General features: G+C 71.7%; 21 protein-coding genes. 9 read left to right on the plus strand and 12 right to left on the minus strand.

Annotated elements, in window-relative coordinates; all coding sequences use genetic code 11:
- Nucleotides 1-61: 61 nt before the first annotated feature.
- Complete coding sequence (locus tag OHB56_RS06530; protein WP_406352153.1) at nucleotides 62-1,366, minus strand: DUF6986 family protein; 1,305 nt, start codon at nucleotides 1,364-1,366, stop codon at nucleotides 62-64.
- A 296-nt stretch (nucleotides 1,367-1,662) separates the two neighbouring features.
- On the opposite strand from OHB56_RS06530, the gene OHB56_RS06535 reads away from it, so the two are divergent.
- The gene (locus OHB56_RS06535; RefSeq protein WP_406352155.1) at nucleotides 1,663-2,673 is read left to right on the plus strand and encodes an endonuclease/exonuclease/phosphatase family protein; all 1,011 of its coding nucleotides are present in this window, start codon (nucleotides 1,663-1,665) and stop codon (nucleotides 2,671-2,673) included.
- Nucleotides 2,674-2,678: 5 nt separating this feature from the next.
- Here the strand turns inward: OHB56_RS06535 and OHB56_RS06540 are convergent, their stop codons facing one another.
- From OHB56_RS06540 to OHB56_RS06550, 3 genes are all read right to left on the minus strand, one after another.
- Complete coding sequence (locus tag OHB56_RS06540; RefSeq protein WP_406352157.1) at nucleotides 2,679-3,647, minus strand: electron transfer flavoprotein subunit alpha/FixB family protein; 969 nt, start codon at nucleotides 3,645-3,647, stop codon at nucleotides 2,679-2,681.
- Between the two features lie 64 nt (nucleotides 3,648-3,711).
- A complete protein-coding gene (locus OHB56_RS06545; RefSeq protein ID WP_406352158.1) occupies nucleotides 3,712-4,500 on the minus strand; it encodes an electron transfer flavoprotein subunit beta/FixA family protein in 789 nt (262 codons plus the stop codon).
- A 281-nt stretch (nucleotides 4,501-4,781) separates the two neighbouring features.
- On the minus strand, nucleotides 4,782-5,195 hold the full coding sequence (locus OHB56_RS06550; RefSeq protein ID WP_326756908.1) for a thioredoxin family protein: 414 nt from the start codon (nucleotides 5,193-5,195) through the stop codon (nucleotides 4,782-4,784).
- A gap of 115 nt (nucleotides 5,196-5,310) precedes the next feature.
- On the opposite strand from OHB56_RS06550, the gene OHB56_RS06555 reads away from it, so the two are divergent.
- The gene (locus OHB56_RS06555; protein ID WP_326751399.1) at nucleotides 5,311-5,517 is read left to right on the plus strand and encodes a hypothetical protein; all 207 of its coding nucleotides are present in this window, start codon (nucleotides 5,311-5,313) and stop codon (nucleotides 5,515-5,517) included.
- A gap of 230 nt (nucleotides 5,518-5,747) precedes the next feature.
- Entirely contained in the window at nucleotides 5,748-6,476 is a 729-nt protein-coding gene (locus OHB56_RS06560) for a lysophospholipid acyltransferase family protein (RefSeq protein WP_326751400.1), read from the plus strand.
- 16 nt (nucleotides 6,477-6,492) lie between these two features.
- On the opposite strand, the gene OHB56_RS06565 is transcribed toward OHB56_RS06560, so the two are convergent.
- The 4 genes from OHB56_RS06565 to OHB56_RS06580 form a co-directional block, all read right to left on the minus strand.
- Nucleotides 6,493-7,083, minus strand: coding sequence for a transglutaminase domain-containing protein (locus OHB56_RS06565; RefSeq protein WP_406352160.1), 591 nt, complete (start codon nucleotides 7,081-7,083; stop codon nucleotides 6,493-6,495).
- Between the two features lie 92 nt (nucleotides 7,084-7,175).
- On the minus strand, nucleotides 7,176-8,246 hold the full coding sequence (locus OHB56_RS06570) for a low specificity L-threonine aldolase (protein ID WP_326756909.1): 1,071 nt from the start codon (nucleotides 8,244-8,246) through the stop codon (nucleotides 7,176-7,178).
- A complete protein-coding gene (locus tag OHB56_RS06575) occupies nucleotides 8,243-8,989 on the minus strand; it encodes an SDR family NAD(P)-dependent oxidoreductase (protein WP_326756910.1) in 747 nt (248 codons plus the stop codon). Before OHB56_RS06575 ends, OHB56_RS06570 begins: the two co-directional genes overlap by 4 nt.
- A 38-nt stretch (nucleotides 8,990-9,027) precedes the next feature.
- Nucleotides 9,028-10,425, minus strand: coding sequence for a DUF6421 family protein (locus OHB56_RS06580; protein ID WP_406352162.1), 1,398 nt, complete (start codon nucleotides 10,423-10,425; stop codon nucleotides 9,028-9,030).
- Between the two features lie 252 nt (nucleotides 10,426-10,677).
- Between OHB56_RS06580 and OHB56_RS06585 the strand changes: the two genes are divergently transcribed.
- Nucleotides 10,678-11,361: a glycerophosphodiester phosphodiesterase gene (locus tag OHB56_RS06585; RefSeq protein ID WP_406352163.1), complete on the plus strand. Its 684-nt coding sequence runs from the start codon at nucleotides 10,678-10,680 to the stop codon at nucleotides 11,359-11,361.
- A gap of 49 nt (nucleotides 11,362-11,410) precedes the next feature.
- Here OHB56_RS06585 and OHB56_RS06590 read toward each other — a convergent pair whose 3' ends face one another.
- Nucleotides 11,411-11,953 carry a GNAT family N-acetyltransferase gene (locus tag OHB56_RS06590; protein WP_326756911.1) on the minus strand — a complete coding sequence of 181 codons (543 nt, stop codon included), beginning with the start codon at nucleotides 11,951-11,953 and terminating at the stop codon, nucleotides 11,411-11,413.
- Between the two features lie 146 nt (nucleotides 11,954-12,099).
- Here OHB56_RS06590 and OHB56_RS06595 point away from each other — a divergent pair, with 146 nt between their 5' ends.
- Entirely contained in the window at nucleotides 12,100-12,501 is a 402-nt protein-coding gene (locus OHB56_RS06595; RefSeq protein WP_326751404.1) for a VOC family protein, read from the plus strand.
- A gap of 34 nt (nucleotides 12,502-12,535) precedes the next feature.
- Here OHB56_RS06595 and OHB56_RS06600 read toward each other — a convergent pair whose 3' ends face one another.
- Nucleotides 12,536-13,177, minus strand: coding sequence for a MarR family transcriptional regulator (locus tag OHB56_RS06600; RefSeq protein WP_326751405.1), 642 nt, complete (start codon nucleotides 13,175-13,177; stop codon nucleotides 12,536-12,538).
- Nucleotides 13,174-14,991: an FUSC family protein gene (locus OHB56_RS06605; protein WP_406352166.1), complete on the minus strand. Its 1,818-nt coding sequence runs from the start codon at nucleotides 14,989-14,991 to the stop codon at nucleotides 13,174-13,176. Before OHB56_RS06605 ends, OHB56_RS06600 begins: the two co-directional genes overlap by 4 nt.
- A gap of 182 nt (nucleotides 14,992-15,173) precedes the next feature.
- Between OHB56_RS06605 and OHB56_RS06610 the strand changes: the two genes are divergently transcribed.
- The 4 genes from OHB56_RS06610 (at nucleotide 15,174) to OHB56_RS06625 (ending at nucleotide 18,614) form a co-directional block, all read left to right on the plus strand.
- Nucleotides 15,174-15,743, plus strand: coding sequence for a DUF5134 domain-containing protein (locus OHB56_RS06610; RefSeq protein ID WP_326751407.1), 570 nt, complete (start codon nucleotides 15,174-15,176; stop codon nucleotides 15,741-15,743).
- A 101-nt stretch (nucleotides 15,744-15,844) separates the two neighbouring features.
- Nucleotides 15,845-16,780, plus strand: a complete 936-nt coding sequence (locus OHB56_RS06615; protein WP_406352168.1) for a M56 family metallopeptidase — start codon at nucleotides 15,845-15,847, stop codon at nucleotides 16,778-16,780.
- A 130-nt stretch (nucleotides 16,781-16,910) separates the two neighbouring features.
- Complete coding sequence (locus tag OHB56_RS06620) at nucleotides 16,911-17,597, plus strand: phosphatase PAP2 family protein (protein ID WP_326751409.1); 687 nt, start codon at nucleotides 16,911-16,913, stop codon at nucleotides 17,595-17,597.
- Between the two features lie 201 nt (nucleotides 17,598-17,798).
- Nucleotides 17,799-18,614, plus strand: coding sequence for a helix-turn-helix domain-containing protein (locus tag OHB56_RS06625; RefSeq protein ID WP_326751410.1), 816 nt, complete (start codon nucleotides 17,799-17,801; stop codon nucleotides 18,612-18,614).
- On the opposite strand, the gene OHB56_RS06630 is transcribed toward OHB56_RS06625, so the two are convergent.
- On the minus strand, nucleotides 18,602-20,104 hold the full coding sequence (locus OHB56_RS06630; protein ID WP_326751411.1) for a hypothetical protein: 1,503 nt from the start codon (nucleotides 20,102-20,104) through the stop codon (nucleotides 18,602-18,604). The genes OHB56_RS06625 and OHB56_RS06630 overlap by 13 nt on opposite strands.
- Nucleotides 20,105-20,206: the final 102 nt, after the last annotated feature.

Below are 20,206 nucleotides of genomic sequence, written 5' to 3' on the forward strand. Positions count from 1 at the left end.
GGAGCATTGCCCCACACGGCCCCCACACGGATCCCGCACGGCTGTCGCGCAGAGGTGCGGGCTACGGCGCGGAGGCCTTCGGGTCACCGCGGTGCGGAAACGCGAAACCCTCCAGGTCGGCGCGGGTGAGGCCGGTCGCCCGCGCCACCTCGGCGTGGTCCAGGGCACCGCAGTCCAGGCCGCGCAGCAGGTGGCCGGCGAGGGCCCTGGCGGTGGCGGGCTCGTCCATGACGTCGCCGGCGGTCCGGGCGGCGTACCGGGCGAGCCGGGCGGCGGTCTGTTCGAAACTCTCGCGGTAGAAGGCGAAGACGGCTGCGTAGCGGGTGGGCAGATGCCCGGGGTGCATGTCCCAGCCCTGGTAGTAGGCGCGGGCCAGGGCCCGGCGGGTGAGGCCGTGGTGCAGCCGCCAGGCGGCGTGGACCTGTGCGGTCGGGCCGACGGGCAGGACGTTGGTGGAGCCGTCCGAGACGCGTACGCCGGTGCCCGCGGCGGCGACCTGCATGACGGCCTTGGCATGATCGGCGGCCGGGTGGTCACTGGCCTGGTAGGCGGCGGAGACGCCGAGGCAGGCGCTGTAGTCGAAGGTGCCGTAGTGCAGGCCTGTGGCACGCCCTTCGGCGGCCTGGATCATCCGGGCGACGGTGGCGGTGCCGTCGGCGGCGAGAACGGCCTGGCTGGTCTCGATCTGGATCTCGAAGCCGAGCCGGCCGGGTTCCAGCCCGCGCGCCCTCTCGAATGCGTCGAGGAGCCGCACCATGGCGGTGACCTGCTCGGGACAGGTGACCTTGGGCAGCGTCAGCACCAGCCCTCCGGGCAGCGGACCGGCCTCGGCCAGGCCGGTGAGGAAGATGTCGAGGGTGCGGATGCCCCGGTCGCGCACCGCGGCCTCCATGCACTTCATCCGGATGCCCGTGTACGGGGCCGCCGTGCCGTCCCGGTGCGCCTCGGCGATCAGCCGCGCGGCGCGGGCGGCGGCCTCGTCCTCCTCGGCGTCGGGACGGTTGCCGTAGCCGTCCTCGAAGTCGACCCGCAGGTCCTCCACGGGTTCGCGCTCCAGCTTGGCGCGGACGCGGCCGTAGACCGCCTCGGCCAGGACGGGGTCCATCCCGACGGCGGCGGCGAACGAGGCGGCGTCCGGAGCGTGTTCGTCGAGAGCGGCCAAAGCCCGGTCACCCCAGGAGCGGAGGGTGCCTGCGGTGAAGGCGTCGCCGGGGACGTAGACGGTGTGGACGGGCTGACGGGTGCCGGGGTCTCCGGGGTAGCGGCGCTCCAGCTCGGCGTCGACCGGCGCCAGGAACGCGTCGATCTCCGCGCCGACGGCATCCGCGATGCTCGTGGCCACCTGCTCCTGCCGGCCCTGGCTCATCCACGCCCTCCAGATCCCTCATGTCCCCGCGAGCACGCCCGATCCGCACTTTCCACAATGCGGAATCAACAATCCGTTGAATGAAGTTATCGGGCGGCCTTTACGCCGGTCAACACCACCTCACCCTCCTCCAGCATCCCGATCCCCTCCGCCCTCTCGGCATGTCCGCATCCATCTGGCACCGTCTGACACGGAACCGCGCACCACCCGGCACCGCACCACCCCGCGCCGCCCGCACACCGACGTACGCCCGACCCTCCCGGACACCGCCGCGCAGCACCAGCGAAGGAGCTCCTGTGCCGAACCCCAGCCGAGTCACGCGCCGCCTGGGTCTGAAGACCGCGCTCGCCGCCTCCGTCGCCCTTCCGCTCTCCAGTACAGCACTGCCTCCCGAGCCCGCCTCGGCCCGGGAAGGCCAAAAACGCCAGGAACGCCAGGGCGGGCCGCTCGAGGTCATGTCGTTCAACCTGCGCTTCGCCGGTACCGCGGAGCCCCACAGCTGGGCCGCCCGCAGACCCGTGATGCGCCGGCTGCTGCGCCGCGAGCAGCCGCACGTCATCGGCACCCAGGAGGGCCTCCACCAGCAGCTGCGCGACATCGAGGCGGACCTGGGACCGTCCTACGACTGGATCGGCACCGGCCGGGCGGGCGGCAGCCGCGACGAGTTCATGGCGGTCCTCTACGACACCCGCCGGCTCGCCCCTCTGGAGTACGACCACTTCTGGCTCTCCGACACCCCGTACCTGATCGCCTCGAACACCTGGGGCAACGCCCACATCCGCATGGCCACCTGGGTCCGCTTCCGCGATCTGCGCGCCGGTGACCGGGAGTTCTACGTGCTCAACACCCACCTGGACAACGCGAGCCAGTACGCGCGCGAGCGGGCCGCCGCCCTGGTCGCCGAGCGCGTCACCGGGCTGGCCCGCTCCCTGCCCGTGATCGTGACGGGGGACTTCAACGTCGCCGCCCACGGGAACCCGGTGTACGACACGGTGCTGGGCGCCGGTCTCGTCGACACCTGGGACGCGGCGGCCGAGCGGGGCGAGGCGTACGGGACGTTCCACGGGTACGGGCCGCTGGTGCCGGGCGGTGCCCGTATCGACTGGGTCCTGGCCACACCCGACGTCACGGTGCACCGCGCTGCGGTCAACACCTACGCCCCGGGAGGCCGGTTCCCGAGCGACCATCTGCCGGTGCAGGCGTCGCTCACCCCGGGACAGCCGGGGCAGCCCCGTTCCGGAACGGGCGAAGGCCCCCACGACCGCGCCGGGCGCGGTCGTGGGGGCCCCGGGCCCTTACGGCCCTGAGGGGATCAGCCCTTGCGGGTGTTGATCTCCTCGGTGAGCTGCGGGACGACGTCGAACAGGTCGCCGACCACGCCGTAGTCGACCAGGTCGAAGATCGGGGCCTCGGCGTCCTTGTTGACCGCCACGATCGTCTTCGAGGTCTGCATGCCCGCCCGGTGCTGGATCGCTCCGGAGATGCCGGAGGCGATGTACAGCTGCGGCGAGACGCTCTTGCCGGTCTGGCCGACCTGGCTGGTGTGCGGGTACCAGCCGGCGTCCACCGCGGCCCGCGAGGCGCCGACGGCCGCGCCCAGGGAGTCGGCGAGCGCCTCGATGACCGCGAAGCTCTCCGCGCCGCCCACCCCACGCCCACCGGAGACCACGATCGCGGCCTCGGTCAGCTCCGGACGCCCGGTCGACTCGCGCGGCGTGCGGCCGGTCACCTTGGTGCCGGTGGCCTGCGCGGAGAAGGTCACCGACAGCGCCTCGACCGCGCCGGCGGCCGGGGCCGCCTCCACGGCGACCGAGTTCGGCTTGACGGTGATGACCGGGGTGCCCCGGGAGACGCGGGAGCGGGTGGTGTAGGCGGCGGCGAACGCCGACTGGGTGGCCACCGGGCCCGCCTCGGACGCCTCGAGGTCGACGGCGTCGGTGATGATGCCGGAGCCCAGGCGCAGCGCCAGGCGGGCGGCGATCTCCTTGCCCTCGGCGGAGGAGGGCACCAGCACCGCGGCCGGGGAGACCTGTGCGGCCGCGGCCTGCAGGGCGTCCACCTTGGGCACGACCAGGTAGTCGGCGTACTCGGCGGCCTCGTGGGTCAACACCCGCGCCGCGCCGTGCTCGGCCAGGGCGGCGGCGGTGGCGGCGGCGCCGGCGCCGGCGCCCAGCGCGACGGCGACCGGCTCGCCGAGGCGGCGGGCCAGGGTGAGCAGCTCCAGGGTCGGCTTGCGGACGGCGCCGTCCACGTGGTCGACGTAGACGAGAACTTCAGCCATGGGACTTCTTCTCTCCTGCTTGCGAAGTGTGAAGGGGGCGGGAAGCGAGCTGGGGCCGGTGGGCTCAGATGAACTTCTGGCTCGCGAGGAAGGCGGCGAGCTGCTTGCCGCCCTCGCCCTCGTCCTTGACGATCGTGCCCGCGGTGCGGGCCGGGCGCTCGGTGGCGTCCTCGACCACGGTGTAGGCACCCTCGAGGCCGACCTCGTCGGCCTCCAGGTCCAGGTCGGACAGGTCCCAGGAGGCGACCGGCTTCTTCTTCGCCGCCATGATGCCCTTGAAGGAGGGGTAGCGCGCCTCGCCCGACTGGTCGGTGACCGACACCACCGCCGGCAGCGACGCCTGCAGCTGCTCGGAGGCGGCGTCGCCGTCCCGGCGGCCCGACACCGTGCCGCCGGCGACCGCGACCTCCGACAGGAGCGTGACCTGCGGCACGCCCAGGCGCTCGGCGAGCAGCGCCGGCACCACGCCCATCACGCCGTCGGTGGAGGCCATGCCGGAGATGACCAGGTCGTAGCCGGCCTTCTCGATCGCCCGGGCCAACACCAGGGAGGTGCCGATGGCGTCACTGCCGTGCAGGTCGTCGTCCTCGACGTGGATCGCCTTGTCGGCGCCCATGGACAGCGCCTTGCGCAGCGCGTCCTTGGCGTCCTCGGGGCCCACCGTCAACACGGTGATCTCCACGTCGTCGTCGGAGTTCTCCGAGATCTGCAGCGCCTGCTCGACCGCGTACTCGTCCAGCTCGGAGAGCAGACCGTCCACGTCGTCGCGGTCGACGGTCAGGTCATCGGCGAAGTGCCGGTCGCCGGTGGCGTCGGGCACGTACTTCACGGTGACAACGATCCTCAAGCTCACGCCGGCTCTCCTACTGCAATCGTCAGTTCTGGCTGCCTGCCTTCAGGCAGCATAGGCGCCTCAAACGGCCGTTCCCGATCGGGGCGATCCACGGTTCCGAGCTAAATATTACTCGCCAGTACACCCAGTTCATTCCCGCTGAGCAAGCGCTTTGAACTGTGACCTTCGCAACGCAGCGTAACCGGAACTCGACCGGCACGCAGCAGCGGTCACCCTCGGACCGGTGAGGTGGGGCGTGGAGACGTCCCTGGCGACAGAAGAAGGCGGGGCGGCCCACCCCGTCATACGGCCTCGCCGAGCGCGGCGATCACATCGGCCTTGCGCGGCTGGCCGGTGGCGCGCCGGACGACACCGCCGTCGGCGTCGAGGACCAGCACGGTGGGCGTCTTGAGGATGTCCAGCCGGCGCACGAGATCCAGGTGCGCCTCGGCGTCGATCTCCACGTGGGCCACACCGGGAACCAGACCGGCCACCTCGCCGAGCACTCTCCGGGTCGCCCGGCAGGGCGCACAGAACGCGCTGGAGAACTGGACGAGGGTGGCCCGTTCACCGAGGTCGGCGCCGAGTTCCTCCGCCCTCAACCGCTTGCCGTCGTCCCGCCCTCGCACCCGTACTCTCCCGCTCCGCCGCAACCGCAGCACTCCGAAGGCGCTCGCCGCCGCGAGCACCGGCACACACCCCGTGAGCCCGGTCATCATCCGTCGAAGCATTCACGGGACCGCAAAGATTCCCGGCACCCGCAGGGGTTTCCCTTACGGAATTGCCCAATCCACGGACACCGACGCGAGAGGACCCGTCCACCGGGCCGCCATGACGACCGCAGTGCAGGCCGCCGTGCTGGTCACCGGAAACGTACGGCTGCCGGCCCGGCGGACGCCGGCGTTCGCCTGCGGCCCGGCGGACGGGGCGGCCGCCGCCGTACGGCTGATTGTTCCGGCGTGTCCTGCGGAGCCGGATCGGACCGGCGACGGACTCCGGGGCTCCCGGGCCTCGTTCGGCTACCGCCCGGGGAGGTGAGACACACCTGCTCCTGCGGCGGACGACGGTGCGCGGGGTAATGGCGACGCAAAAGCCCGAGGTGGATCAAGGGGGTGGACGTGACGAGAATCTCGCCGCAGGCAGGCGTCAGGGCTGGTTCGGCGGTCGTTCTTGGGGCACCATCAGCGACAAGCCGTAAACCTACGGCTGCGTAACTTCGACTGGGAGTCCCCCTTCCCAGGCAGAGCAGGAAGGGTTCCACCACACCCATGGCAGAACTCGTCTACCGTCCCGTGATCGGTTTCGCCCAGACTCTGTTCAAGGCGTGGGACCTCAAGATCGACTGCCAGGGTTCGGAGAACATCCCGCGTACGGGCGGCGCCGTACTGGTGAGCAACCACATCAGCTACCTGGACTTCGTCTTCAACGGCCTCGCGGCGCTGCCGCAGAAGCGGCTCGTGCGCTTCATGGCGAAGGACGCCGTATTCCGGCACAAGATCTCGGGCCCGCTGATGCGCGGGATGAGGCACATCCCCGTGGACCGCAAGCAGGGCGACGCGGCGTACGCGCACGCGCTCGCCTCGCTGCGGTCGGGCGAGATCGTGGGCGTCTTCCCGGAGGCCACGATCTCCCAGTCCTTCACGCTGAAGAGCTTCAAGTCGGGTGCCGCGCGCATGGCGCAGGAGGCGGGCGTACCGCTGATCCCGATGGCGGTGTGGGGCACCCAGCGGCTGTGGACCAAGGGACACCCCCGCAACTTCAAGCGCAGCCACACCCCGATCACCATGCGCGTCGGCGAGGCGCTCGAGGCCTCCAAGGACAAGTACGCGGGCGCGATCACCCGGCAGCTGCGGGGGCGGGTGCAGGAACTGCTGGAGGCCGCGCAGCGCGCCTACCCGGTGCGCCCCAAGGGCCCGGACGACACCTGGTGGATGCCGGCCCACCTCGGCGGCACGGCGCCGACCCCGGAGCAGGTCCGTGCGGCCGAGGCGCGCTGAGCCGCCGACGCGCACGTCACGTTCCGGCGTGCTCCGGTAGCGCGGTGGGCAGCGTCCGCCACAGGTGCGGGCGGTCCCGCGCGGTCTTGAGCGCGTCCAGCACGACGGGATGCGGTGCGGCGTACAGGAGCGGGTAGTCCCTCTCACCGGAGGCCGGATCGGGCGTGAAGGCCAGCCGCTCGCCGTCCAGGGAGAAGCGGGCGTCGACCCCCGGCTTGTTGCCCCGGGGGTCCTGCCGGTGCCAGGCGCCGCGGAACCGCACGGCGACCAGACCGTGCACCACCCCGAGATTCTGGTAGCACAGCGCCGTCGGGATGTCCTCGGCCCGCAGCAGTGCGGCCAGCGCGTGGGCCTTGGCATAGCAGATACCGGTGCGCCGCTCCAGGACGTCGGAAGCACGCCAGGTGACGCGGGGATCGCCGGAGTCCTGCGAGTGCGGGATGGTGTCGCGCACGAAATCGAAGGCCGCTCGCGCATACTCATACGAGTCGGCCACTCCGGCCGCGAGCCCGGCGGCAGTCTCGCGGACCAGGTCGTGGTGGTGGTCAATCGCCTCGTCTGCGGCCAGATAAGCGGAGAGATCCGGGGTTTCCTGGATGGTCTGCATACCAACGGAGCATAGGTATGCACCCAACCGAAGATCAATACATTTTCGGTCGGGTGCACACCCCTGCGAGGACGTCGACCGCGCGACGGCCGCTAGCGGGCCATCTCCTCCTTGAGGGCCGCCACGAACGTGTCCACGTCGTCCTCGGTGGTGTCGAAGGCGCACATCCAGCGGACATCGCCCGCGGTCTCGTCCCAGAAGTAGAAGCGGAAGCGCTTCTGCAGGCGCTCGGTCACGGCATGCGGCAGGCGGGCGAAGACGGCGTTGGCCTGGACCGGGTGGAGGATCTCCACACCGTGCACGGCACGCACGCCCTCGGCGAGACGCTGGGCCATCTCATTGGCGTGCCGGGCGTTGCGCAGCCACAGGTCCCGCGCGAGCAGGGCCTCCAGCTGCACCGAGACGAAGCGCATCTTGGACGCGAGCTGCATGGACAGCTTGCGCAGGTGCTTCATGTGGCTGACGGCGTCCTGGTTCAGCACCACGACGGCCTCGCCGAACAGGGCACCGTTCTTGGTGCCGCCCAGAGAGAGCAGGTCGACGCCGGCCGCGTTGGTGAAGGTGCGCATCGGCACGTCCAGGGTGGCGGCGGCGTTGGCCAGCCGGGAGCCGTCCACGTGCACCTTCATCCCGTGGGCGTGCGCGTGCTCGCAGAGGGCGCGCATCTCGTCCGGCGTGTACACCGTGCCCAGCTCGGTGGCCTGAGCGATGGACACCACCTGCGGCATCGCCCGGTGCTCGTCCTCCCAGCCGTACGCCTGCCGGTCGATCAGCTCGGGGGTGAGCTTGCCGTCGGGGGTGGGCACGGTGAGGAGCTTGATCCCGCCGACGCGCTCCGGCGCTCCTCCCTCGTCGACGTTGATGTGCGCGCTCTCGGCGCAGATCACGGCGCCCCAACGGTCGGTGACCGCTTGGAGCGCGACGACGTTGGCACCGGTGCCGTTGAAAACCGGGAAGGCCTCGGCGGTGGGGCCGAAGTGGCTGCGGATCACCTGCTGGAGGTTCTCCGTGTACGCGTCCTCGCCGTACGCGACCTGGTGCCCGCCGTTGGCCAGGGCCAGGGCGGCGAGCACCTCCGGGTGAGCCCCGGCGTAGTTGTCGCTGGCGAAACCGCGGACATCCGGGTCGTGATGGCGGCGCGCGTCGGTCCGGGGCGGGTTCACGGCTTCTCGGTCAGCCACAGACGGTTTCCGTTCAATTCCGCGGCGGGCTTGTCCCAGACGCCGGCGATCGCCTCGGCGAGATCCCTGACGTCCGTGAAGCCCGCGAACTTCGCGTTGGGGCGCTCGGCGCGCATCGCGTCGTGCACCAACGCCTTCACCACCAGGATCACAGCCGCCGATGTCGGCCCCTGCTCGCCCCCCGCCTTGCGGAAGTAGTCGCCCATGGCCAACGTCCACGCCTCGGCGGCGGCCTTGGCGGCGGCGTAGGCGGCGTTGCCCGCGGTGGGCTTGGTGGCGCCGGCCGCGCTGATCAGGACGTACCGGCCGCGGTCGCTGCGCTGCAGCCCTTCGTGGAAGGCGAGGGAGGTGTGCAGCACGGTCCGGACCAACAACATCTCCAGCAGGTCCCAGTCGTCCACGCTGGTCTTGGTGAAGGTCTCGCTGCCGCGCCAGCCGCCGACGAGATGGACCAGGCCGTCGATCCGGCCGAACTCCTCCTCGGTGCGCGCGGCCCACTCACGGGTGGAGTCCAGGTCGAGCAGGTCGACCGTGTCACCGGTGACGGTGGCGCCGCCGTGCGCGTAGCGCGCCGCGTCCACGGCCTCCGCCAGCCGCTCCGGATCGTTGTCGGAGCCGATGACGGTCGCCCCCGCCTCGGCCAGCCTGAGCAGTGTCGCCCGCCCCGCAGGTCCCCCCGCGCCGGCCACCGCGATCACCGCACCGTCGAGTGCCCCGTTCCCCATGGTCATCGCCTCCTGAGCAGTGGTGCGAACCAGATCGCTCACGCGGCGATCCGCTCGGCGCTGTCCGCCGTGATGCCCCGGGTCGAGGCGATTACGTTCTTCAGCTTCTTGGACAGTGCCTCATAGAACATGCTCAGCGGAAACTCGTCCGGAAGCACGTCATCGACGAGTTTCCGCGGCGGCTGCGTCAGGTCCAGGGCGTCGGGGCCCTTGGCCCACCTGGATCCCGGGTGCGGGGAGAGGTAGCGGGAGACCAGCTCGTACCCGGCGAACCAGTGGACGAGCTTGGGGCGGTCGATGCCGTCGCGGTACAGCGTCTCGATCTCGGCGCACAGCTGGTTGGTGACCTGCGGGGCGCGGTCCCAGTCGATGGTGAGTTTGTTGTCGGTCCAGCGGACGACGTCGTGCTTGTGCAGGTAGGCGAAGAGCAGCTGGCCGCCGAGGCCGTCGTAGTTGCGGACCCGCTCGCCGGTGACCGGGAAGCGGAACATGCGGTCGAACAGCACCGCGACCTGGACGTCACGGGCCTGCGGGACGCCCTCGCCGGCGAGCTTCACGGCCTCCTTGAAGGCGGTGAGGTCGCAGCGCAACTCCTCCAGGCCGTACATCCAGAACGGCTGGCGCTGCTTGATCATGAACGGGTCGAAGGGCAGGTCACCGTGGCTGTGGGTGCGGTCGTGCACCATGTCCCACAGGACGAACGCCTCTTCGCAGCGCTTCTGGTCGTGCACCAGCGCGGCGACATCGTCGGGCAGCTCGAGGCCCAGGAGGTCGACGGCGGCGGCGGACACCCGGCGGAAGCGGGCGGCCTCGCGGTCGCAGAAGATTCCGCCCCAGGTGAACCGCTCGGGGGCCTCGCGCACGGCGATGGTCTCGGGGAAGAGCACTGCGGAGTTGGTGTCGTAGCCCGCGGTGAAGTCCTCGAACGAGATGCCGCAGAACAGCGGGTTGTCGTAGCGGGTGCGCTCCAGCTCGGCCAGCCAGTCGGGCCACACCATGCGCAGCACGACCGCCTCGAGGTTGCGGTCCGGGTTTCCGTTCTGCGTGTACATCGGGAAGACGACCAGGTGCTGGAGGCCGTCCTCGCGGTGCGCGGCCGGGTGGAAGGCCAGCAGCGAGTCCAGGAAGTCGGGCACCTCGAAGCCGCCCTCGGCCCAGCGGGTCAGGTCCTTCGCCAGGGCCTCGTGGTAGGCGCGGTCGTGCGGGAGCAGCGGGGACAGCTCGTCGAGCGCGTCGACCACGCGGCGCACCTCGAGCTCGGCCTCGGCGCGGGCCGGGGCCCCCTCGGCGTCGAGGTCGATCGATCCGTCCTTCGCCTGCCAGGGCCTGATCCGCTCCACGGCATCCTTGAGCACGGGCCACGCCGGGTGCTCGACCACCCTGGCCGTCGAAGGAACGTGCCCCTCCGTACCCACCTGCGCAAGAATTTCCGTCATATCCCATCCTCCAGCGAAGAAACTGCGTACGCCGACCGTATACATACGAGGTTTCTCCCAGCAAGGGACACCTCCGTAAATTATCCTGCGCCACCCCGGTCGTCACCGCACTTTTTCCTGCCCATCACGCGAGTGGGTGACACTCCTCGACTTCGCTGTTCAGCATCTGGACGGGGCGGGCACAGACGATACGGTCCAGGAGGGCCGCAGGGACGCGGTCCCGCGTCGCCGTCGACGGAAGCGAGTCGTATCTTGAACTTCCTCACCATCGGTCACCGCGGAGTCATGGGTGTCGAGCCCGAGAACACCCTCCGGTCCTTCGTCGCCGCCCAGGAGGCCGGTCTCGACGTCATCGAACTCGATCTGCACCTGAGCAAGGACGGCGCGCTCGTCGTCATGCACGACGCGGACCTGGACCGCACGACGGACGGCACGGGCCCGATCGCCGACCGGACCGTCGCCGAACTGCGCGCCCTGGACGCCGGACGCGGCGAGCGCATCCCCGTCCTCGAGGAGGTGCTGGACGCCGTCCACGCCCCGTTGCAGGCCGAGATCAAGGACGTGCAGGCGGCCAGGGCCCTGGCCGAGGTGATGAACCGGCGGGATCTGGTGGGCCGGATCGAGGTGTCCTCGTTCCACGACGACGCGATCACCGAGATCGCCCGTCTGGTGCCCGGGGTGCGCACCGCCCTCGTCGCGAGCCGCTACGGCCCGGACGTGGTGGAGCGGGCGGTCGGCGCCGGTGCGTCGACCGTCTGCCTGAACATCCGCCGCCTCACCCTGGAGATCGTCGAGCAGGCCCGCAAGGCGGACCTGCGGATCATCGGCTGGGTGGTGAACACGCAGGACCACCTCAGACTGGTCCGGGCCCTCGGGCTCGACGGCGCGACCACCGACTACCCGGAGATCAAACGCACCGGCCGCTTCACCGCGTGACGGCCGGGCCGGCTCCGTCCGGGGGCGGCCGGGACCGTGCGTTCGGCCGTCAGGCCAGTTCCTTGACCAGCAGCTCGAACCGCAGGTCGGCGCGGAGCGGAATGCCGAACCGCTCGTCGCCGTACGGGAAGGGAGTCGTCCTGCCCGTACGGCGGTAACCGCGCCGCTCGTACCAGGCGATCAGGTCCTCGCGCACCGTGATCACGGTCATGTGCATCTCTCGCGCGCCCCAGGTGTCCCGCACCTGCCGCTCGGCGTGAGCGATGATCGCCTTTCCGAGCCCGGCGCCCTGGAGCCCGGGGCTGACCGCGAACATGCCGAAGTAGGCGTGGTCACCGCGGTGCTCGAGCTGGCAGCAGGCGACGATCCGACCCTCGCGCTCCACCGTCAGCAGCCGGCTGTCCGGCGACTTGACGACCTCCCGCACGCCTTCCGGGTCGGTCCGCTGCCCCTGAAGGATGTCGGCCTCGGTGGTCCACCCGGCCCGGCTGGAGTCGCCCCGGTACGCCGACTCGATCAGCGCGACGAGGCCGTCCACATCGGCTTCGGTGGCGTCACGGAAGGTGAGTACGCTCTCGGTGACGGATTCCATGGGGCACTTCTCCGCTTCTTCGCTCAGGTCGTCCGCGGTCCGCGGCACGCAGTCCTCGGTTCGCAGTCCGCACATGCGTCGGCTGTACCGGTTGTCGGCGTGGCTCGGCCACGGACGAGGTTATCCCGGCCGCTACGCTCGGCCGCATGGTGCATGTACTGGGCAGCCGGATCCTCCTCCGTCCCACCGATCCCGAGCGCTCCCGCGTCTTCTACGGCGAGCAGCTGGGCCTCGCGGTGTACCGCGAGTTCGCCACCGGCCCGGAGCGCGGCACGGTCTACTTCCTCGGCGGCGGTTTCCTGGAGCTGTCCGGCCGGTCCGACGGCCCGGCAGGCACGGCGGACCCCGCGACGAGACTGTGGCTCCAGGTGGCGGACGTGGCGGTGGCCCACGAGGAGCTGAAGGACAAGGGCGTCGGGATCGTCCGGCCGCCGGTGAAGGAGCCGTGGGGCCTGATCGAGATGTGGATCGCCGACCCGGACGGCACGCCGATCGTCCTCGTGGAGATCCCGGCCGATCACCCGCTGCGGTACCGGCCGGGGATCTGAGACCGGGTACGGCGATCCCGACGGCCGGGGTTCGTCACGTCCGCGGGGCGCCCAGGCGTCCTTCCAGCCGTCCCAGCAGCTCGGCGAGCAACGAGGCCAGCTCGCCGAGCGCCGGTCCGTCCAGGCCGGACAGCACGGCGCTCTCGTAGGCGAGCTGCGCGGGCATGACCCCGTCGACCGCGTCCTGCCCGGCGTCGGTCAGGCGGACCCGGGCCATGCGGCGGTCGCGGGGGTCACCGCGGCGCTCCACCAGGCCGCGCGCGGTGAGCTGCTTGAGGCGCTTGGTGACGGCGGCGCCCGAGGAGAAGGTCTCGCGCGCCAGCTCCCCCGGGGTGAGTTCGCGGCCGGTGCGGCGCAGCGCGCCGAGCAGGTCGAACTCGGGACGGGTCAGTCCGGCCCGGCCGAGCGGGGCGTCCTCGGCCTGCTGGAGCAGGGCGGCACAGCGGTTGATGCGCCCGATGATCTCCATGGGCCCGGTGTCGAGGCCGGGGTACACCGCCCGCCACTGCCGGACCACCTCTGCGACGGTGTCCTGGCCGGACACCGGTGTGCCTTCGCCGGTGGGGACTCCCGCGCCGGCCGGGAGAGCCTCGTCCGCCGGGGGTCCGCCGTCGGCCCGGTGGGCCCCTCCGGCGGAACGTCCTCCGTCGGCCGGGTGGCCTTCGGTCGCTCTCATGGCCGTACGTCCTCCGTGTCGTTGCCCGTGTCGCCGTTCGCGCCCTTACCGGTGCCGGTGCCCGGGCCGGTGTCGGCACTCGTGCCCGAGCCTGTGCCCGGGCCGGTGTCCGTACTCGTGCCTGCGACCGCGCTCCCGTTCATCTCCGCGCCGGAGCCGGCCGCCAGGCCCTGGCGTCGTACCATCGCCGCGAGCGTACGGTGTCCCGCCTGCTCGGCGAGCACGACCCGCTCCTGCGGCAGCGTGCGAAGCCACCATTCGCCCGCGGCCGCGTCGGCGGTGGCCCGCAGGTCGACGAGGGCGGCGGCCAGGCCGCGCCGGGCGGTCTCCAGGGCGGCCGGGGCGGCCTGTGGGTCGGCCAGGAGCCGGGCCGCGTGTTCGCGCCGCAGGCCCACCGCGGTGAGCGCCGTCGCGACGCGGTTGCCCGCCCGCCGGTTGGTGACGACCAGGGCCGCGCCGAAGCCGACCAGCGCGCCGACCAGGGTGTCCACCACACGATCGGTGATCAGGGAGCCGGTCCCCTGGTAGCCGGGGAACTCGGTGACGAGCAGGGCCAGCGGGGTGACGCAGACACTGCCGAGCCAGTAGTTGCGGCCGATGAGCGCCTCGGCGCCGAAGTTGAAGACGAGGCAGCACAGGACGAGGGCGAGCGGTCCGAGGTCGGCGACCGGGGCGACGGCCGCGAAGACCAGCACGCCGACGAGGTTGCCGACGACCCGCTGCACGGTCCGGCTCCAGGTGAGGGTGATGTTGGCCTGGTAGAGGGCGGCGGCGGTGGTCAGGGCCCAGTAGGGCCGCCCGACCCCGAGAGCGAGAGAAGCGTATCCGGCGAGGCCGCAGCCGAGAGCGGTACGTACGACGATGGGGGTGAGCGGTCCCAGGCGGGACCACAGGGAGCGGTGGGGGATGGCACGCTCGGCGGCCGCACCGAGAAGTTCGTCGGCCTCCGAGCGGGGGTCGTCGGCGCCCGGGACACGGCCCGTGCCGCGCACCTCACGGGCCTGGGCACGGAGCCGGGCGGGGTCGGCGTCGGCCGGCGCGGCGAGCGCGATCTCGGCGCGGATGACCAGCCGTTCGAGGGCCCGGCGGGTGGCGAGGGAGCGGGGGCCGGTGAGGAGCAGACACTGCCAGGCGGCCTGCACGGCGGCGTAGGCGGAGGCACGGGCCCGCGCGTGGCCGTCACCGGTGCCGCCGGTGTCGACGTACGCGGCGGTGGCGTTCAGGGCGTCGGCGGTGGCGCGGCGTTCGGGACCGTGCGGCCGGACCAGTGCGGGTGCCATGCCGACCGACCAGGCCCAGACCCCGGCCACCGCGGCCAGTGCCACGTGGCCGGGGACCTGCCCGAGGGTCTGGGGGACGAACAGCGAGGCGGAGCTGACGAAGGTGAGGATCACGTTGCCGGGCGGGCCGATACGCGTGACGTCGCAGACCACCTTCTGGACGGCGGCCAGCAGGGCGCCGATCGCGACCAGGATCACGGCGTTGCCGGTGAGCGAGGCGGCGACCAGGGCCACGGCGAGGCCGCCGACCATGCCGGCCACCACGCCCGCGAGTGCCTTGGCGCGGGCGTGGTATGGACGGTTGTGGGCGTAGAGGGCGCACAGGGAACCGGCCATGGTGTAGGCGGCGAGGTCCAGTCGGCCGAGAGCGACCAGAAGCAGGCTGGGCGGTGCGACGGCGGCCACCACGCTGAAGGCCGGCTTGAACCAGATGTTGGAGGGCCGTCCGACGCGCAGCACGTCGACCAGCGGGAACCGCCGGGGCTTCGGCGCCGGCTCTTTCTCGGGGGTGGGATGGGGGGTCGCACTGCTCATGACGTGCAAGACTACCAGATCTTTTACTCGTAAAACATCTTCATGACCTGCGGTGCTCCCCCGAATGCCCCCCATGTACCCCTGTGCGCTCGCGTGCACGCCTTCGAGCGCGGGCATGCCTTGACCGACCGTGGAACGGGACCACCCGTGTGGCGGGGGCGGGCCCGGAGGGGGAGGTTCGCGTGCACGGACCGGCGGCGTCCGGCTGGCTGCTGGTCGCGCTCTGCGCGGCGACCGGCGTCTACTGCCTGCTGCGGATGCGCAGCAGCGTCGAGGAGCAGCGCCGCACTGCGGGCGGCGAGGCGCTGATGGGCTTCGGCATGGCCGCGATGGCCGTACCGGCGGCGGCCTTCACACCGCCCTCGTGGGCGTGGCCCGTCTACGCGGTGGTGTTCGGTACGGCGGGGCTGCACGCCCTGTGGGCGGCCCGCGCGGGCGCCCGTCATCTGCACCACCCCCTGGGCGCCGGGGCCATGGTCTACATGGCGGTGGCGATGGCCGTCTCCCCCGGAGCGGGGCAGGGGCACACGCACGGGAGCTCGGGCATCCCCCTGCTGACCGGCGCCCTGCTGCTCTACTTCACCGGATACGTGCTGGTCACAGGCGTACGACTGGTGCCGGTGACCGCTGCGGCGGGAAACCCGGCGCCAGGGACCGGCGAGGCCTCGGGCTGGGGTGACCGGCCGGAACTGGCGCGGGCGTGCCGACTGTCCATGGGCATCGCCATGGTGGCGATGCTGCTGACGATGTGAGGCGGGCAGGCGGCGGCCGGCCGACGGGCCAGGCCGTTGCCTACGTCACTTTGCCCCGGTGAGCCGTACCCGGGGGTGGTGTGCGCTCATAGGCTGAACGCATGATGCTCCCCGCGGCACTGTTGCTGCTCGGTGTCCTGATCGCCGTCACCGGCCCCCGGTTGCTGGCGCGGGCCGACTGGGCGGACCGTGAGCCGGTGGTGGCGCTGTGGGTGTGGCAGTGCGTGGTCGCCGCGGTGCTGCTGTGCTGTGCCCTGTCGATGACGTTCAGCGCGGCGGCCGCCTCGGACGTGGTCGGCCGTCCCGTGTTCGCGACGGCACCGCACGGCGTCGTGGAGGCCTACGCCCTGGGCACGGCCGGGCCCCTGGCGGCGACCACCGCGGTCGCGCTGGCGTGCGGCGGGCTGTGGACCGCGACCATGCTGGTCCGCGAGGTCGTACGGGCCCGTGCCCGGCGGCGGGCCCGCCGGGCCGAGCTTCTGGTGCGGGCGCCGCTGCTGCCCGGCGAGGAGCCCGGCGCCGGCCGGCTGGTGGTACTGGAGGGCGAACACCCCGACGCCTGGTGGCTGCCCGGCACCCCGCCCCGGCTGGTCGTCACCACGGCCGCGCTGCGCAGGCTGAAGGGCCGCCGGCTGGACGCCGTCCTCGCGCACGAGCGGGGGCACGCGCAGGCCCGGCACGACTGGCTGCAGCACTGCTCCTCGGCGCTCGCCGACGGCTTTCCCCAGGTGCCGGTGTTCGCCGCGTTCCGCGACGAGATGCACCGGCTGGTCGAACTCGCCGCCGACGACACGGCCTCCCGCCGCTTCGGCCGGCTGACCACCGCCCTGGCGCTGGTCGAGCTCAACGAGCACCGCGGGGTGTTCGGCCCCTGCCCGTCCCCGCAGGGCCAGATCCCCGCCCGGGTGCGCCGGCTGCTGACTCCCCCGAACCGGCTGCCGGCGTGGCACCGGCTGCGGCTGACGGCCGTGGCGTCACTGGTGCCGGTGATCCCGGTGCTGGTGGCGTTCGTACCGGGGCTGCGGGCGCTGGGATAGGGCCCGTCCGGCGTCGCACGGGGGCTTTGGGGGCACGAGGGCTCGGAGGCGAGGTGGTGACCGGACCGACCGGGCTGCCGGCGGGCGAGGGGACTGGCTCCGAGCCCCGTGAGTCGACGAGTATCGCTGTATGCCCTCCCCCCACGTCTCTCCCGTCGCCCCCGAGGCACCGCTCCGCCCACCGGAGCACCGTCCGTCCGCCGCTCTCCTCGGCGTTCCGGCCGTGTGCTCAGCCCTTCTGCTGATCCTGGTCGCCGCGAAGTGGCGCCCGCTGACCGGTCTGGACCGTGACATCGCCTCGGCCTTCCACCGCTGGGCGGTCGACGAACCGGGGCTGACGCAGACGGCCCGCATTCTGACGGACTGGGTCTGGGACCCGTGGACCATGCGCCTGCTGTGCGGGGCGGTCGCGCTGCTGCTGTGGTACCGGTACGCGGCCCGGTGGACCGCGGTGTGGCTGGTGGTGACGTGCGCCGTGGGGGCCATGGTGCAGCAGGTTCTGAAAGCGGCGGTGGGCCGCGCCCGTCCCGTGTGGCCGGATCCGGTGGACACGGCCCACTACGCGGCGTTCCCTTCGGGTCATGCCATGACCGCCGCCCTCACCTGCGGCCTCCTGCTCTGGCTGCTGCGCCGGCACGGGGTGGGCCGGGCCCTGTGGGGCTGGGCCGTGGCCCTGGCGGTGCTCTCGGTCACCGGCGTCGGCCTCACCCGCGTCTGGCTCGGCGTCCACTGGCCCACGGACGTGCTCGGCGGCTGGCTCCTCGGCCTCGTGACCGTGGCCGTGGCCGTACGCGTCCATGGGCATCGGCGCTCTTGACCGCGAGAGATCCCGGCGGCCCGCCGGGCCAGAAGCCCCGGCAGCCCGGACGAGCGGGCCCGCGCCGACGACTGCGCCGTCCTCCTCGGGCGATCCCCCGCGCCGCCCGAGGAGGACGGCAGCCCGGAAGGGTCCCACACGGGGCCCGACCGGATGCGCTGAGTATAGTTGGCTGCCAGCCAGTCAACGCAGGAGTCCAGGATGTCCCCGCGCAGCGCCTCGGTCAATGAAGAGTTGCGGAGACGTTCGAAGGAGCGACTTCTCCAAGCCGCCGTCGAGCTGGTGAGCGAGCGCGGATACGAGGCGACGACGCTCGGCGACATCGCCGACCGCGCGGGTTCCGCGCGAGGCCTGGTGTCGTACTACTTCCCGGGGAAACGCCAGCTGGTGCAGTCCGCCGTGCACCGCCTGATGCACCGGACGCTCGACGAGGCGCTGGAGCGCGAACCGCGAACCGACGACGGGCAGGAGCGGATGGCGCGGGCCATCGACGCGATCCTGGGCCTGGCCCGGGACCGTCCCGTACTGATGCGCCAGCACATGGCCGGGCTGCTGCAGGCCGAGGGTTTCCTGCCCTGCCCCGAGCAGCGCCGTCTGGCGGAACTGCTGAGCGACACCGTCGCCCGGTACGGTTCGACACAGGTCGACAGCGACTATCCGATGCTGCGCGCCCTGCTGATGGGCGCCGTGTACTCGGCCCTGGTGCCGGGTGTGCCGATGCCCGTCGCGGTGCTGCGCGAGGAACTGTTCAAGCGGTACCGGCTCGACCGGGGCCTGGGTGTCCCGCCGGACACCGAGGTGCCCGGCGGGACGGGTGCGAGCGGCCCGTCGGACCGTTTCGACGACACGGAACGGCCGGACGGATCGAACCACTCGGGTGAAACGGCCGGCTCGGAAGGCACGGGTGGCACGGACGCGCCGGACCGGACGGATGTGTCACGGTTCTTCGCGACCGGGGCGGCGCCGGAGTCACCGGCGCCCGTCCGTCGGCCCGAGCCGGACGCTCAGTCGAAGTAGTCCGGCTGCGTCTGCACGTTGAGCTCACGCACATGGACCCCGCGGGCCGGGTCCGTGCGCCGGTCGTCGATCTTCAGGACGTCGAAGCCCTTGGCGATGTCGTTCGAGTAGATGTAGCCGTTGTAGTAGTACGCCGACCACGAACCGCCGGTGACGAGCTGGTCGGTGCTCAGCGGACCCCGCTCGAAGTAGGCGATCTCCTTCGGCTTCGAGGAGTTGGTGAAGTCCCAGACGGAGACGCCGCCCTGGTACCAGGCCTGGACCATGATGTCCTTGCCCTTGACCGGGATCAGCGAGCCGTTGTGGGCGACGCAGTTCTCGGTGTCGGCCTGGTGACGCGGGATCTTGTAGTAGCTGCGGAAGACGAGCTTGCTCCTGTCGCCCTTGCCGACGACGTCGTAGATGCCGTTCGCCCCGCGGTTCGGTCCGATCTCCGCGTTGCAGGTGGCGGCGCCGCCGCCGCCCAGCTCGTCGGTGAAGACGATCTTGTCGGCCTTCTGGTTGAAGGTCGCGGAGTGCCAGAAGGCGAAGTTGACGTTGTCCTGCACCCGGTCGATCACCTTGGGGCGCTCGGGGTTCTTGATGGAGAACAGGATGCCGTCGCCCATGCAGGCACCGGCGGCCAGGTCCTTGGAGGGCAGCACGGTGATGTCGTGGCAGCCCGTGGTCTTGGAGACACCCGGGTTGGTGGGCCCGCCCGGGTTGCCGCCGCCGTCGGGGCCCTCACCGGGGAACAGCACCGGGAATCCGACCACGGCCGCCTTGTGCGGGGCCTTGCGCGGCACCTTGATGACGGAGATGCCGTCGTGCGGCGGCTGGCAGTCGGGATAGGCGGCGTTCGGCGAGTACGAGGAGACGTAGAGGTAGACGTTCTTGCCCTCGGGGACCAGCGTGTGGGTGTGCGAGCCGCAGGCGGTCTCGACGGCGGCGACGTAGCGCGGGTTGCGCTTGTCGCTGATGTCGAAGACCTTCATGCCCTCCCACGAGGACTTCTCGGTCACAGGCTGCGTGGTGCTGTTGCAACTGTCGTCGCTGCGCGAGGAGTCGGTGGAGAGGAAGAGCAGATCCCCGGAGACGGAGATGTCGTTCTGGGATCCGGGACACAGCACCTGGGACACCGTCTTCGGCGACTTCGGGTTGCTGATGTCGTAGACGGTGAAGCCGTCGTAGTTTCCGGCGAAGGCGTACCGGCCCTGGAAGGCCAGGTCCGAATTGGTGCCGGGCAGCGCGTCCTTGGGGACGTGGGCGACATGGCGGATGTTGGCGGAGTGGACGACCTCGTCCTGGGCGGGTATCTCGCCCTGCGCGATGGCCTCGCGCGCCTCGGCCTGCGCGCTCTTCGACATCTCCTTCGAAGCGGGCGGCGCGTCCCCGGGGTCGGGGATCGCCGCGGCCGGCGCGGCGGTCAGGAGCGCGGCGAGCAGCCCACCGGCCGCTGCGGCAACTCCCAGCCGTCTGCGCCGGGTTCGGGGAACATTTAACAGGATCACTGTTTTCCTCCCTTGTCCCGTTCGGCTCGGAACGGGTTCTGCTCCGGCAGTATGGTCCTGAGCATGCGCATATCAACAGTGGGCAACACACTCGCAACGAAG

This window comes from Streptomyces sp. NBC_01635 (genome assembly GCF_045209715.1).
GTDB lineage: Bacteria > Actinomycetota > Actinomycetes > Streptomycetales > Streptomycetaceae > Streptomyces > Streptomyces hirsutus.

Coding starts and splice junctions, on each gene's coding strand:
- OHB56_RS06530 (WP_406352153.1), bottom strand. CDS start 1,366: ATGAGCCAGGGCCGGCAGGAGCAGGTGGCCACGAGCATCGCGGATGCC.
- OHB56_RS06540 (WP_406352157.1), bottom strand. CDS start 3,647: ATGGCTGAAGTTCTCGTCTACGTCGACCACGTGGACGGCGCCGTCCGC.
- OHB56_RS06550 (WP_326756908.1), bottom strand. CDS start 5,195: ATGACCGGGCTCACGGGGTGTGTGCCGGTGCTCGCGGCGGCGAGCGCC.
- OHB56_RS06555 (WP_326751399.1), top strand. CDS start 5,311: ATGACGACCGCAGTGCAGGCCGCCGTGCTGGTCACCGGAAACGTACGG.
- OHB56_RS06560 (WP_326751400.1), top strand. CDS start 5,748: ATGGCAGAACTCGTCTACCGTCCCGTGATCGGTTTCGCCCAGACTCTG.
- OHB56_RS06565 (WP_406352160.1), bottom strand. CDS start 7,083: ATGCAGACCATCCAGGAAACCCCGGATCTCTCCGCTTATCTGGCCGCA.
- OHB56_RS06575 (WP_326756910.1), bottom strand. CDS start 8,989: ATGGGGAACGGGGCACTCGACGGTGCGGTGATCGCGGTGGCCGGCGCG.
- OHB56_RS06580 (WP_406352162.1), bottom strand. CDS start 10,425: ATGACGGAAATTCTTGCGCAGGTGGGTACGGAGGGGCACGTTCCTTCG.
- OHB56_RS06590 (WP_326756911.1), bottom strand. CDS start 11,953: ATGGAATCCGTCACCGAGAGCGTACTCACCTTCCGTGACGCCACCGAA.
- OHB56_RS06595 (WP_326751404.1), top strand. CDS start 12,100: ATGGTGCATGTACTGGGCAGCCGGATCCTCCTCCGTCCCACCGATCCC.
- OHB56_RS06600 (WP_326751405.1), bottom strand. CDS start 13,177: ATGAGAGCGACCGAAGGCCACCCGGCCGACGGAGGACGTTCCGCCGGA.
- OHB56_RS06605 (WP_406352166.1), bottom strand. CDS start 14,991: ATGAGCAGTGCGACCCCCCATCCCACCCCCGAGAAAGAGCCGGCGCCG.
- OHB56_RS06615 (WP_406352168.1), top strand. CDS start 15,845: ATGATGCTCCCCGCGGCACTGTTGCTGCTCGGTGTCCTGATCGCCGTC.
- OHB56_RS06620 (WP_326751409.1), top strand. CDS start 16,911: ATGCCCTCCCCCCACGTCTCTCCCGTCGCCCCCGAGGCACCGCTCCGC.
- OHB56_RS06625 (WP_326751410.1), top strand. CDS start 17,799: ATGTCCCCGCGCAGCGCCTCGGTCAATGAAGAGTTGCGGAGACGTTCG.